This window comes from Mycobacterium simulans, from assembly GCF_900232995.1.
Lineage (GTDB): Bacteria > Actinomycetota > Actinomycetes > Mycobacteriales > Mycobacteriaceae > Mycobacterium > Mycobacterium simulans.
On record NZ_OCVX01000003.1, the window covers coordinates 1,495,683 to 1,508,252 of the forward strand.

General features: G+C 64.5%; 11 protein-coding genes, 1 tRNA gene and 1 other RNA gene. 6 read left to right on the forward strand and 7 right to left on the reverse strand.

All coding sequences use genetic code 11. The features are described 5' to 3' along the window. The first annotated feature begins 41 nt into the window (after positions 1-41). On the forward strand, positions 42-431 hold the full coding sequence (locus MSIMFI_RS07525) for a hypothetical protein (RefSeq protein ID WP_191498068.1): 390 nt from the start codon (positions 42-44) through the stop codon (positions 429-431). Positions 432-435: 4 nt separating this feature from the next. Here the strand turns inward: MSIMFI_RS07525 and MSIMFI_RS07530 are convergent, their stop codons facing one another. The 3 genes from MSIMFI_RS07530 to MSIMFI_RS27915 form a co-directional block, all read right to left on the reverse strand. Next, positions 436-1,797: a CHAT domain-containing protein gene (locus tag MSIMFI_RS07530; RefSeq protein ID WP_191496745.1), complete on the reverse strand. Its 1,362-nt coding sequence runs from the start codon at positions 1,795-1,797 to the stop codon at positions 436-438. Next, entirely contained in the window at positions 1,794-3,512 is a 1,719-nt protein-coding gene (locus MSIMFI_RS07535; protein ID WP_191496746.1) for an ATP-binding protein, read from the reverse strand. Before MSIMFI_RS07535 ends, MSIMFI_RS07530 begins: the two co-directional genes overlap by 4 nt. Positions 3,513-3,610: 98 nt before the next feature. After that, positions 3,611-4,051, reverse strand: coding sequence for a lipoprotein LpqH (locus tag MSIMFI_RS27915; RefSeq protein WP_224770242.1), 441 nt, complete (start codon positions 4,049-4,051; stop codon positions 3,611-3,613). Positions 4,052-4,201: 150 nt separating this feature from the next. Here MSIMFI_RS27915 and MSIMFI_RS27920 point away from each other — a divergent pair, with 150 nt between their 5' ends. Beyond that, complete coding sequence (locus MSIMFI_RS27920; RefSeq protein ID WP_224770110.1) at positions 4,202-4,942, forward strand: enoyl-CoA hydratase/isomerase family protein; 741 nt, start codon at positions 4,202-4,204, stop codon at positions 4,940-4,942. Here the strand turns inward: MSIMFI_RS27920 and MSIMFI_RS07545 are convergent, their stop codons facing one another. Then, positions 4,943-5,821, reverse strand: a complete 879-nt coding sequence (locus tag MSIMFI_RS07545) for a hypothetical protein (protein WP_191496748.1) — start codon at positions 5,819-5,821, stop codon at positions 4,943-4,945. 92 nt (positions 5,822-5,913) lie between these two features. Further along, a tRNA-Ser gene (locus MSIMFI_RS07550) sits at positions 5,914-5,999 on the reverse strand. A 58-nt stretch (positions 6,000-6,057) separates the two neighbouring features. Between MSIMFI_RS07550 and ffs the strand changes: the two genes are divergently transcribed. The 3 genes from ffs (at position 6,058) to MSIMFI_RS07565 (ending at position 9,346) form a co-directional block, all read left to right on the forward strand. Beyond that, positions 6,058-6,154: signal recognition particle sRNA small type (gene ffs, locus MSIMFI_RS07555), an RNA gene on the forward strand. 46 nt (positions 6,155-6,200) lie between these two features. Then, the gene (locus MSIMFI_RS07560; protein WP_191496749.1) at positions 6,201-7,490 is read left to right on the forward strand and encodes an aminotransferase class I/II-fold pyridoxal phosphate-dependent enzyme; all 1,290 of its coding nucleotides are present in this window, start codon (positions 6,201-6,203) and stop codon (positions 7,488-7,490) included. Between the two features lie 107 nt (positions 7,491-7,597). Further along, a complete protein-coding gene (locus MSIMFI_RS07565) occupies positions 7,598-9,346 on the forward strand; it encodes a DNA polymerase III subunits gamma/tau (protein ID WP_191496750.1) in 1,749 nt (582 codons plus the stop codon). Positions 9,347-9,364: 18 nt separating this feature from the next. Here MSIMFI_RS07565 and MSIMFI_RS07570 read toward each other — a convergent pair whose 3' ends face one another. Both MSIMFI_RS07570 and MSIMFI_RS07575 read right to left on the reverse strand, forming a co-directional pair. Next, on the reverse strand, positions 9,365-10,672 hold the full coding sequence (locus MSIMFI_RS07570; protein ID WP_191496751.1) for a class I SAM-dependent methyltransferase: 1,308 nt from the start codon (positions 10,670-10,672) through the stop codon (positions 9,365-9,367). Next, on the reverse strand, positions 10,669-12,045 hold the full coding sequence (locus MSIMFI_RS07575) for an FAD-binding oxidoreductase (protein WP_191496752.1): 1,377 nt from the start codon (positions 12,043-12,045) through the stop codon (positions 10,669-10,671). The genes MSIMFI_RS07570 and MSIMFI_RS07575 overlap by 4 nt, the downstream gene beginning before the upstream one ends. An 82-nt stretch (positions 12,046-12,127) precedes the next feature. On the opposite strand from MSIMFI_RS07575, the gene MSIMFI_RS07580 reads away from it, so the two are divergent. Next, positions 12,128-12,565 (forward strand): SRPBCC family protein, encoded by a 438-nt coding sequence (locus MSIMFI_RS07580; protein WP_191498069.1) that lies wholly within the window; start codon positions 12,128-12,130, stop codon positions 12,563-12,565. Positions 12,566-12,570: the final 5 nt, after the last annotated feature.

Here is a 12,570-nt window from a genome sequence, read left to right on the forward strand (position 1 = left end):
ACAGGATAGGGGCAACGATGAAATTAGTGACACCCCGAAAGTTGGGTTTGGTAGCCAATCGACACCGCGAAGCTTGTCGCATGAACAAGTTGAAGCTGTTTGCGGTTGCCGCCTCGGTGTTCTTCGTCAGCCGGCTTACCCGCGGTCCCCGCCAACCGGCCGACACCGGCCCTGTCGTTGGAGTTGGCACCGTGGTCGACACCGAAGAATCTGACAGCACGGCGGGCGAGCGGGAGATCTGGATCGAGGTTGCCAGTGTGCACGGAGACACGTTCGTGGGCCGGTTGGTGCACGACGACGGAGAGTCGGAGGCATCGATGTTGCGCCCCGGGTTGGTCGTGCTGGTTGCGTTCGATCCTGCTGCCCGTGAACGGCTTTCGCTACCCGACGACGTCTTGGCCGTTCGCGCGAGAAGTCTGACTTTGGTTTGATTCATCATCGTGCGCCGTCGACAGCGAAGGTGACCAGCGCACCCCAATACAGCGGGCTGGCGGTGAGTGCCCCGTCCCGCCAGCGCCGCATTTGCTCGCGTTGCCAACGATTCACCGCACACCCGGCCTGGACGGCCTCGTGTGCGCGATCCACCGCGATAACGACCTCGGCCATGGGATCAGTCAGATCGACACCAGCAGTGGCGAACTGTCGATAGGCCGCCGTGGTGGGTAACGACCACAGGGTGGCGGTCACCAACTGTGCGCCCCCTAGGATCATCGCCGCCACCAGACCGGTCGCTTCGTCGAAACGGTAGTCGCCACCGGATGCGCACGCCAGCAACGCTACTCGCGGTGGCATGGGTAGTTGCAGCGACATCAGATCCGACGCGGTGAGCGGACGGTGGTCACCGACGGCGTCGGCGTCTCCGGGAATCTGTGCGGTACAAGCCAGATGTAGTGCAGCTCGATCCGCCTGGGCGAGCTCGCCGTCGGCCGAACTCGCGTGCCCGACATACATCAGCCGGCTGGGATGCCGAGCCAGCAGTTCAGCAAGCCAGCGTCGGTCGGCGTCTTGGCGGCGGAACAACTCGACCGCTTGGTCGACTTGGGGTAGCACCGCTCGGTGTTGCATCACTTCGGCGAAGTGGCGAGCCAATCGCGATTGCTCCGACGGCCTGCCGAGCACCGACCCGAGCGCTGAGTCCGGGCGCTGGCCTGGCACCCGAGGATCCAGGACCAGGACCGGTGGACCGTCGTGCCGGGCTTCCCATCGCGCCGATGCTCGCGGCGCGTGCACGATGTTCTGTGGCACCCCCATCAGCACGTCGACCAACTCCATCAGCCGATGGCCGTCGGTGTGTGCCCCGATATCCGCAAGCTGCCACGGGATCCGGGCGGCAACGGTACCGCTGGCAGTAATGGCTTCGTGGCGCGCTCGCACCAATTCTTCTTTGCTCGGGCCGGATTTGGGCATCGCCAATAGTCCCCAGGGGACATGTGCCAGCCGGGCGCTGGGGGAGACGAACAGGGCCGGTCGCGGCGATGCGACGCACTCCGCCAGCAGCTGCCACCCAGCCGGACCGATCAGCAGCACACCCAGGATGTAGGCGACCGTGAGTTCGGTGTCCGGCGCTGCGAATGGCCCCCTGGCCAGGGCTCGTTCGATGGCGTCGCGCCGGCTCTCGCCGCCGTGGGGTTCGGGCAGGGCGCCGGTCAGTTCTTGTATGGCCGCCAGCAGGATTGGTTCCTCCACCAGCCAGGTGACGGTTCTTGCTGGCTGCCCGACGATCCGCAAACTGGCGTACGTGGCGATGCCGACGTCGGCGTAGCGCAGGACCAGAGTCGGTCGGTCCGGGTCGCTCATGGCCAAGTCGACCAGGCGGGCTCAGCCGCAGTGACGTCACGGCCGTATCGCTGAAACGCCAGTGCGCGATAGTGACTCATGATTGGCCCGGCGTCCGGTTGCATCTGTAACGGTGGCAGCGGACCGAGCCGCGTTAGCGAACTGCCTCCCCGCGACAACGGTCCGGCGGCGGCCAAAGCCTGCGTGGTATCGATGATCACCTGTGCGGTGGCCGTCGATGCCCACTCGCTTGCTTCCTGCCTCGTCGGTTCGGTGTTGAAAGTACCTCGTGCGCTGTGATATTCGACGAGCTCGCTGACCAGTTCGGTGTTCTCCCACTCCCACGCGACGGCGAAGGCGCTCGCCAGGATGGGCGCCGAAACCTGGGCCGCCCAACGCGATCTGGCGTCGGCGTCGGCTATCGAGTACCGCACCGAATCGACCGCCAGCGCTGCGGGCACCTTGAGTTCAGCGGCCTGTTCGAGCTTGGTCATGGCGCGCCAGTACTCCGGCGTTCCGACTGCGCCGTGCAGGATGCCAAGCGATTCGGCGTGCCGCGCTTCGGTTTCCTGCAATGTCTCGTCAGGGTCACCTGCGCTATCCAAACCCAAGTCCGTCAAAGCGTCCGCGCGCCAGACGGTTCCAAGGTGATTGTCCAATTGGGCGTACTGCAGCCAACTGCTGCGTGGCGATGAGTCGAGCAATTCCCGTGCCTGGGCGATCATCTCCACCGCTTCCGCAAAGCGACCCCAAAAGATGGCTATCCAGCTGCGTTGCAGCAGAATACGGTGCAGGTGCAGTGGTTTGCCGAGTTCGCGCCAATGCTTCTCGGCCTGTTCCCAGCACTGGTCTGCGGCCTCCAAAGCGCCGCTTCCCAACCGGGTGAGACCGAGATACAGCCAGCACCGGGAGACGTCGTGAGCCCGGGCGTACTTGGCGATGACGGGATAGGCCTGCGACACCAGTTGCTCGGTCGCTACGTGGTCGCCCGCGGACCATCGTGCCGCCGCTCGCTCTAATTGTGTTCTAGCGGTTGCCAATTCCCACCCGTTCGCCTCTGCACGAGCGCCCGCCCGACGCAGCCAGGGCTCGGCTTCGGTCAGTCGTCCGGTCTCGACGCAGAATCTGCCGTATGCGGTGGCTCCGGTAACCCGAAGGAAGTCGGCGGATTTGTTGTCTTCGATAACGTCGAGTACCTGCTGCCACAACGGAAGTGACCGCACGTGCAGGTCGTCGTCGCAGAGCGCGGAAGCGCACAGGATCCGCGCGTAGGTGAGCAGGTAGGCGTGTTCGTCGGCGAGTTCCGGTAATGCGCTGTCGTCGGCCAGCGCCGCCAGTGCCGCCTCGGCGCCTTCATGGTCACCCTGAGCTGCGGCCAGGCCGGTTTGCAGGAACTGGGCCCGCCGCGAATATCGACAGATCATGTGCGCGATCTCGGCGTCTGACATCTGCACCTGACTGGCCGCCCGGTTGTCCGGATGAGCCATGTTGCCGGCAAGAATTTCCGAGTAAATGGCCAAACAATCGCGAATGCGCCGGATGGATTCTTGCACTCCATCATTCGCGCCTCGGGCCAGATAGATCTCGCCCAGTTGCGCGAAGACTTCCAGCAGCAGATCGTCTCGATCGGCTCGCTCGATTTGTGGGATCAGGGACAGCAGGAGATCCCGAGCCCCGCCCTCGTCGGCGGCGAACGCAAGGCGGCGGGCACGTTCGAGGTCGCCGGCGATCGACACCGCTGCATCATAAGTCCGCTTGGCTGGCGCGCAGACGGTCGATCTAGTCCGAAGCGGCGGACATGCGCTGCATGCCCGCCGCCCGGAGTACCCCTCAATCAACCGCAGGTCACCTTGATGTTGAAGTCCTTGGTGATCATCCCCGCCATCGGGTTCTTCAAGTCGGCGCCCTGGGCCTGACCCGTGATGGTGTAGGTCTTGCCATCCACCGACACCTTCGCCGAGCCAACCTTGGCGCCCATGTTGTCGGCGACCGACAGGGCGTTGCCGTCGACAACGAGTGCCAGGGAATCGACCGTTGGAGGATTCGCGTCGGTCATCACCACCGCCAACGCCTGTTGCTGGCCTCCAGTGGAGCCACTGCCGATGTTGATTTTGCCGGCCTGCTTGACGCAGGTGACCGACGCGGGGTTCAAGCCTGGGAGGTCAGTTCCGCCAACCTGGACAACAGTGCCGCCACCGCCGGTGGAAACGCTCGATGCCGGGCTGGCTGTGTGGCCGCCGCTGGAGCAACCCACCAGCGCCGATGCGCAGCCAATGGTTCCGATCGCAGCCGCGAGAACACGATTCACTGGAGTTCCTTCCGTCATGCGCCGCCCCGTTGGCGTCGTCATGGGAGTAAGTACAGACCGCACGTATCGCTACCGATCCCAAATATCTCCGAAATATCGCGGTGCCAGGCTGTCAGTGTGATTGAGATTCAGACCGTGCAATCGGTGACCGTGTTGACCCTTTCATCGGGGCGCGTGAACGCCCTCGATGTCGAGCTACTGGGGGAGCTGACCGACGCCATCCGTCAACGGGCGTGGTCGGGGGGTGGTGCGCTGGCAATCACCGGCGCCGGCCGGGTGTTCTGCGCCGGCGTCGACCTTAACCGCGTTCTCGAGGGCGGCGCCGAATACACCGATCGGCTGGTCCCGGCGCTCTCGGATGCGTTCGAGGCCATGTTCGGCTATCCGGGGCCGACGGTGGCCGCGATCAACGGTGCCGCCATCGCAGGCGGGTGTGTGCTTGCGTGCGCCTGCGACCGGCGAATTGTTAGCCCCGATGCCCAGATCGGAGCTTCCGAGGTACGTGTCGGAGTTCCTTTTCCCGTCGCCGCGTTGGAGGTCATGCGCTACGCGTGCGCTGACCAGGCCGAGGAAGTGCTGCTCGGTGGCCGCAATTATCGGGGAGCTGAGGCGGTCGCCAGGGGACTTGCGCACCGCGTCGTCGCCGAGGGTCTCATCGAGGCGGCCGTAGCGGAGGCGTCCGACCTCGGTGACATTCCGGCCGATGCCTACCGGCACACCAAGGCCCAGCTACGCGGACCAACCTTGGCGCGGATCCGTGACTCTGCCGACATCGATCGCGAAGTCCGCGAACTCTGGGGCGCCGACCAGACGCAGCAGCTAATCGCTGACTACCTGGAGCGTCTGCGGCGCCGCTAGTCACTCCTCGACAGCGACTCCGCCGCGGGTACGCCGACGCCGATGGGACGTCTTGCCGGTTGGGCGACGGTTGCGCAAGGCAGGTCGGGGTTGCTCGGCGACCGGGGTCTCCTTAGGGGGCTCTTTGTCTTCTTCCGCGTCGTCTTCGGCCGGGGTCGGTGCTTCTTCGGTAGCCGATTCGGGTTCTGTCTCCGCTGGCTCGTCGGACGTCTCCTCGGCCCGCGCTACTGTTTCGGCTTCCGAAGTAGTGTCGCCGGCCTCCGCTTCGATCTCTTCGGACTCCGCGGTCTCTGCGGCATCTTGGGACTCTTCGGTCTCTTCGGTCTCTTCGGATTCTTCGGATTCTTCGGATTCTTCGGCCGCAGCTTCGGCGGTCTCGTCGGTGCCCTTGCGCTTCTTGCCGCGAATACGCCGCCTCTTGGGCTTCTTCGGCTTGAGCGGTTTGGGCGGTGGCGCCGGCAGTTCTGCGACAAACGACAGGTAGAACGCGAAAAACGCGAGCACCGCGACCGCGGCCGCGGCCCCGTAGATCCCGAACAACCACCGTCCGGCAGCATCCAGGCTCAGCCAGATCTCGCTGATCGCGGTGCCGACGATGAGCACCCCGGCCAGCACATGGGCCACGATCGACCAGGTCCTGATCGAAAGCGCCAGCTGCGGAACTCCGAGCTCGGGCTTGCGGGTGCGCAATAGCGTGAACACCACCGGGAGCGCGGTCAGGCCGACCACCGCGCCCGTCACAATCCGAAGCGCCGTCCCGAGCGTGTGTGACGTGTCGCCTACCAGCTCAGGCCAGCGCGGCAATACGAAATAGAAGAAGAGGATGCCGGCGCCAATCGAAAACCACGCGTGCCACAGGATGGCCCACTTGCGCGCCATACCCCTCCTTGTGCTGGTGAGATCAAGCCAGCCTAGGCCACCAGAACCCACATCATGGTCGCCCACGCCTGAAGGCAGGGCGAACCCGGTTGCGGAGGATGCGGGATTTGAACCCGCGAGGGCTGTTAACCCAACCCGCGTTCCAGGCGAGCGCCATAGGCCACTAGGCGAATCCTCCGTGGCCATGGTAGCCGCTGAGCCCCGCCAGGTGTCTTTCAGTCGCCGTATTACACTCGCGATGGACCCCGCGCGGCGTTTATCCTGTGAACTCCCCCAGGGCCGGAAGGCAGCAAGGGTCAATGGGCTCTGTCGGGTGCGCGGGGTCCCCTTAGTCGGGGGGCAGAGCCAGTACTTGTGCGTAGGACCGAAAGGCCGTGTGGTGGCGTTCGATTCCCTCAGCCCTGAAGAGCTCGCGACGCTGCACGCCCGCCATCAGCAGGACTATGCGGAGCTGCAGGCCAAGAAGCTAGCCCTGGATCTCCCCCGCGGCAAACCCGCCCCGGAGCAGCTCGACCTGTCCAACCAGCTGCTGAGCCTGCCCGGGGACGACTACCGCGACCCCGAGGGCGCCGACACCCGCAACTACGGCGGCCTGCACGGCCTGCCCGGATTGCGTGCCATCTTCGGGGAGCTGCTTGGCATCCCGGTGCCAAACCTGGTCGCTGGAAACAACTCCAGCCTGGAGTTGATGCACGACCTGGTGGCCTTCTCGATGTTGTACGGCGGCGTCGACTCGCCGCGGCCCTGGAAAGACGAACCGAGCGTCAAATTCCTGTGTCCCGTCCCCGGGTATGACCGGCACTTTGCGATCACCGAGACGATGGGCATCGAGATGATCCCGGTGCCGATGGTGGCGGACGGGCCGGACGTCGACCTGATCGAAGAGTTGGTCGCTGTGGACCCAGCCATCAAGGGGATGTGGGCGGTACCGGTATTCGCCAACCCCACCGGAGTGACGTACTCCTGGGAAACGGTTCGACGGCTCGTCCAGATGCGGACCGCGGCACCCGACTTCCGGTTGTTCTGGGACAACGCGTATGCCGTGCACACCCTGACGCTGGATTTCGTCCGCCAGATTGACGTACTCGGGCTTGCCGCCAAGGCGGGCAACCCCAACCGGCCGTATGTGTTTGCGTCCACATCGAAAATCACCTTCGCCGGCGCCGGCGTCAGCTTCCTCGGCGGATCGCTGGGCAACATCGCGTGGTATCTGCAGTACGCCGGCAAGAAAACGATCGGTCCGGACAAGGTCAACCAGCTGCGGCATCTGCGCTTCTTCGGCGACGCCGACGGCGTACGCCTGCACATGCTGCGCCACCAGCAGATACTGGCGCCAAAATTTGCTCTGACGCTCGAAATTCTGGATCGGCGGCTGACCGACTCCAAGATCGCCTCCTGGACCGAGCCGAAGGGCGGCTACTTCGTTAGCCTCGACGTGTTGTCCGGCACCGCGCGTAGGACCGTCGCCCTGGCCAAGGACGCGGGTATCGCGGTTACCGAGGCGGGCTCTTCATTCCCCTACCGAAAAGATCCGGACGACAAAAATATCCGCATCGCGCCCACGTTCCCGTCACTACCGGACCTGCGGAACGCCGTCGACGGCCTGGCGACCTGCGCGCTGCTGGCGGCAACCGAGTCAGCGCTCAACCTGGCATCGAACGTGCGGTGAGGCCGGAAAATCCGTCGAATTCCCGCCCTGCGTTCACGCGAGATGCCGTGGACGCACACTCGATGCCCTGACGGGCCGCTGTCACCCAGCCCAAGTAGCCTGCTGAGGTGGCTCTGTACCGCAAGTATCGACCGGCAACCTTCGCCGAGGTGGTCGGGCAGGAGCACGTCACCGAGCCGCTGTCCATCGCTTTAGAGGCCGGCCGCATCAACCACGCGTACCTGTTCTCCGGGCCGCGGGGCTGCGGAAAGACGTCGTCGGCGCGCATTTTGGCGCGGTCGTTGAACTGCGCACAGGGACCCACGGCCACGCCGTGTGGTGCGTGCGACTCCTGCGTGTCGTTGGCACCCAACGCACCCGGCAGCATCGACGTGGTGGAGCTGGACGCCGCCAGCCATGGCGGTGTGGACGACACCCGTGAGCTGCGCGACCGCGCCTTCTACGCGCCGGCCCAGTCGCGATACCGCGTGTTCATCGTGGACGAAGCCCACATGGTGACCACGGCGGGCTTCAATGCGCTGCTCAAGATTGTGGAGGAACCGCCCGAACACCTCATCTTCATATTTGCCACCACCGAACCGGAGAAGGTGCTGCCGACGATTCGGTCGCGCACCCATCACTACCCATTCCGGCTTTTGCCGCCCCGCACGATGCGGGCGTTGATCACGCGGATCGCTGAGCAGGAGGGCGTCGTCGTTGACGACGCGGTGTATCCGCTGGTGATCCGGGCCGGCGGAGGTTCGCCACGAGACACCCTCTCGGTGCTCGATCAGCTGGTGGCTGGGGCCGAGGGTGGTCACGTGACCTACCAACGCGCACTGGGACTGCTCGGCGCCACCGACGTCGCTCTGATCGACGACGCGGTCGATGCGTTGGGCGCCGGAGATGCCGCCGCGCTGTTCCGGTCGGTCGAATCGGTGATCGATGCCGGTCACGATCCGAGGCGCTTCGCCACCGATCTGTTGGAGCGGTTCCGGGATCTGATTGTGCTGCAAGCGGTTCCCGACGCTGCATCCCGCGGCGTGGTGGACGCCCCAGAGGACGTGCTGGACCGGATGCGGGAACAGGCGGCTCGGACCGGGCCGGCGACCCTGACCCGATACGCGGAGGTGGTACAGGCCGGGCTGGGCGAGATGCGCGGTGCCACGGCGCCTCGGCTGCTGCTCGAGGTGGTCTGCGCGCGATTGCTGCTGCCCTCGGCCAGCGACGCCGAATCGGCACTGCTGCAACGTGTCGAGCGGATCGAGACCCGGCTGGCGATGTCGGTCCCTGTTTCGGATACGCCTCGGCCCGCTGCCGCCGAGCCACCAACCCAGCAGCGGGCACCCGCGCCGCCCGAAGAACCGAAACCCAAGCCCGTGCCGGAACCGGCTGCGGCGCCAGCACCCGAACCGGCTCCCGCTCCGGGTGAACTCAACGCGACCGCGGTTCGGACCATGTGGCCGACAGTGCGCGACAAGGTGCGTCAGCGCAGCCGCACCACGGAGGTGATGCTGGCGGGCGCGACCGTTCGTGCGCTCGATGGCAATACGTTGGTACTGGCCCACGATTCGGCGCCGCTGGCCAAGAGGCTGTCCGAGCAGCGCAACGCCGACGTTATCGCCGAAGCGCTCAAAGACGCGTTGGGCGTCAACTGGCGAGTGCGGTGTGAGACCGGTACGGCCGAGCCCCCAAGCGCTCCGGTCCCCAAGGTGGAAGAACCCGCCCCCGAAGTGGATTCCGTTCGGCGCGACGAAGAGGAAAGCATGCTGGCCGAAGCGGGCCGCAGCGACCCGTCAACTCCGCGTCGCGACCCCGAAGAGGTCGCGCTTGAGTTATTGCAGAACGAACTCGGCGCCCGGCGTATCGACGGCTAGCGACAGCTCAGGCTGGGGCTAGGGCGTCCACCAGGGCCGCAGCGGCAGCTTGTCGTCGCCCCAGGTGTCAACGTTGGCGGCCAGCACGTGATGCAGCTGAATGTTGTTGCGTTCGAAGGCCACCCGTGAAGCTGCCATGTACAGACCCCACACCTTGGCGATCGGCAGACCGACCTCAACGACCGCCTCATCCCAGTGCTCGACGAGGTTGCGGCACCAGTCGCGCAGTGTCATCGCGTAGTGATGCCGGAAGTTCTCCTCGTGCAGCACCTCCAAACCGACCTCCTGGATCTCGGTGATGATGCGTCCGGAGCCAGTGAGTTCCCCGTCTGGAAACACATAGCGGTCGGTGAACCCGCCCGCGAAGGAAGTCGATTTGTTGTCGGGACGGGTAATGCAGTGGTTGAGCAGCAGGCCGCCGGTGCGCAATTTCGACTTGAGGAATCCAAAGTACGTGGGGTAATTCTTGACGCCGATGTGCTCGGTCAGCCCGATCGACGAAACCGCGTCGAAGCCGGTCTCGGCCACGTCCCGATAGTCGGAGTGCCGCACTTCAGCTAGTTCGCTCAGTCCTTCGTCTTCGATGGCTTTCTGCGCCCACTTGGCCTGCTCGGCCGACAGCGTGGCGCCTATGGCGCGGCCACCTCGTCGGGCGGCGTAGCGCACCATGCCGCCCCAGCCGCAGCCGACGTCAAGCAGCTGATCGCCCGGCTTCAGCCGCAGTTTCTCGAATATCAGCCGGTATTTGTTTTCTTGGGCCTCTTCCAGCGTCGCCTCGCGGTTGGGATAGACCGCGCAGGTATAGGTCATCGACGAACCAAGCACCCACTCGTAGAAGGTGTTGGACACGTCGTAGTGGTGGTGGATGGCCTCGGCATCGCGGGTCTTGCTGTGCATCACGCCGTCGACAATCCGACGCCACCGGGGCGGCGTCTCCTGCGGCGGTGGGGCGATCGGCAACAAATTCTCGACGCCGATCGAGCGCACGACATTGGCCAGCACCCGTGCCGACGGCCGTTTGAATTCGACCCGATCGGTCAGCGATACGAGCAGGTCGTACGGGTCGCCGGGATGTACGCCGTGCGTCTGCAAGTCGCCCGACACGTAGGCGCGCGCGATACCGAGTTCGCCGGGGGCGGTGGCGAGATAGGTGGCGCCGCGGGGGGACTTGAGTTCCAGGCCCAAAACGGCGTCTTCGTGTCCGGCGGTGCTGCCGTCGTACGCGATGAATTTCAGCGGCTGCCGCCCGGATGCGGTAAAGATCTCCAGGATCTCAGCCATGCTGAGCTTGCTCCCGAACGGGTGCGGAGGCGTGGTGGTCGTCATCGTCGTTGCACCGCCTTTGCGTAGAGATCGAGAAGACGAGAGTCGGGGTCATAAGTTTTCTTCCCCGTGTTGTAAGACTCCCCGCCGTAGAGCTCGTCAAACTTCTCGCGGGTGTAGAACGAGTCGGAATAGAGCGACTTGTGACCGTCCAGCTCACCCACCTTCTCCTCGATCGCCCGGTTGGTTCCGCCCTCGGTGGCGCCGACGGGCACCGATGACCAGAACCCGATGTTGACATAGCTGCGGTCGGGCCGGATCGGATACAGCGGCCAGCCGTGGTGATCGCGCAACCGTAACGGGCACAACCAGATTGGCGAGATAGGCACGTTGGCCAAGAACCACTCCAGGAAGTCGCGGGTCCGTTCGATCGGCACCTCGACGTCCTGCACCACCCGTTCACGGGCCGGACGGCCGTATCGGTGCTCGATCCGATCTGCGATGCCGAAGCGCTGATCCAAGGCAACCAACTTCCAGTAGAAGCTGCTGCGCCGGTAGCGTCGCGGCCACCAGCGCCGCAGCTTCGGGTTTTGTGCGCCAAACGCGCGCGAGCACCAGAACCAGTCGGTGTCCCACCGCCAGAAGTAGTCGTGGATGGTCAACCGGTCTTCCTTGATTCCCGTCTCATGCTGGATGGACCGGTAGTAGATGTCTTGTCCGGTGTAGTCGCTGACCGGTCCGGGCGTTGTGGTCCGCCTGCCGACGCAGAGGTAGCTTTCGTCGGCGCCGAACACCACTCCGTCGAGATAGTCCACTGCTACGCCATCCAATCCGCCCGTGTCGATGATGCGTTCCATGGTCGCGATCATCTCTGTCAACGAGCGAAATCGGATGTGGCGCAACGCCACAAACGGCATCACCGGTTCCAGCTGGATCCGGAGTCTGGTCGAATAGCCCAGTGTTCCATAGGAATTGGGGAAGGTACGGTAAAGGTCTGCGTGCTGATCGGGGGATACGGTGATTAATTCGCCTGCGCCGGTGAGGATATCCATCTCGAGCACCGATTCATGTGGCAGACCGTTGCGAAACGATGCCGACTCGATGCCCAAGCCGGTAACCGCGCCACCGATAGTGATGGTCTTCAACTGCGGAACCACAAGTGGCGACAGGCTGTAACGCAGTGTCGCCGCGACCAGGTCCTCGTATGTGCACATGCCGGCCACGTCCGCGGTGCGCGCGTCCGGATCGATACTGATTACGCCCGTCAATCCTGACGTATCTAGGCCGGGTGCATCGCTTTTGGCGCGCGCGCGGAACAGATTTGAGGTGGGCTTGGCGAGCCGGACAGATGCGGTCGCGGGGATGGATCGATAACTCGCCAGCAGCCGCTGGACGCCGGTCGTGTGTGCAGCCAGTGCGGATCCGGGGACAGGCATCACATATACCCTAGTCCTCGACAACAGACCGTGCATTGGGAGCGCGGGCTGAATCGTGATCACAGCAGAGGAGTTGCAGCTGATGGGACAGGTAAGCGCAGCCAGCACAATCTTGATCAATGCTGAGCCCGCGGCCGCACTCGACGCGGTGGCCGACTATGAAAACGTCCGCCCGAAAATCCTGTCTTCGCACTACAGCGAATACCAAGTGCTTCAGGGCGGCCACGGGCAGGGCACAGTTGCCAAATGGCGATTGCAGGCGACCGAATCGCGTGTTCGTGACGTGCAGGTCAACGTCGACGTCGCCGGACACACCGTGATCGAGAAGGACGTGAACTCGTCGATGGTGACCAACTGGACGGTGGCTCCCGCGGGACCCGGATCCAGCGTGACTGTAAAGACGTCCTGGACCGGCGCGGGCGGCGTCAAGGGCTTTTTCGAAAAGACGTTTGCACCGTTGGGACTGAAGAAGATCCAGGCCGAGGTTCTGGCGAATCTGAAGAACGAACTGGAAAGCTAGCTCCG

Bases quoted from the DNA above. Each gene is read 5' to 3' on its own strand.
- MSIMFI_RS07530 (WP_191496745.1), bottom strand. From the start codon at position 1,797: ATGAGCGACCCGGACCGACCGACTCTGGTCCTGCGCTACGCCGACGTC.
- MSIMFI_RS07545 (WP_191496748.1), bottom strand. From the start codon at position 5,821: ATGGCGCGCAAGTGGGCCATCCTGTGGCACGCGTGGTTTTCGATTGGC.
- MSIMFI_RS07570 (WP_191496751.1), bottom strand. From the start codon at position 10,672: ATGACGACCACCACGCCTCCGCACCCGTTCGGGAGCAAGCTCAGCATG.
- MSIMFI_RS07575 (WP_191496752.1), bottom strand. From the start codon at position 12,045: ATGCCTGTCCCCGGATCCGCACTGGCTGCACACACGACCGGCGTCCAG.
- MSIMFI_RS07580 (WP_191498069.1), top strand. From the start codon at position 12,128: ATGGGACAGGTAAGCGCAGCCAGCACAATCTTGATCAATGCTGAGCCC.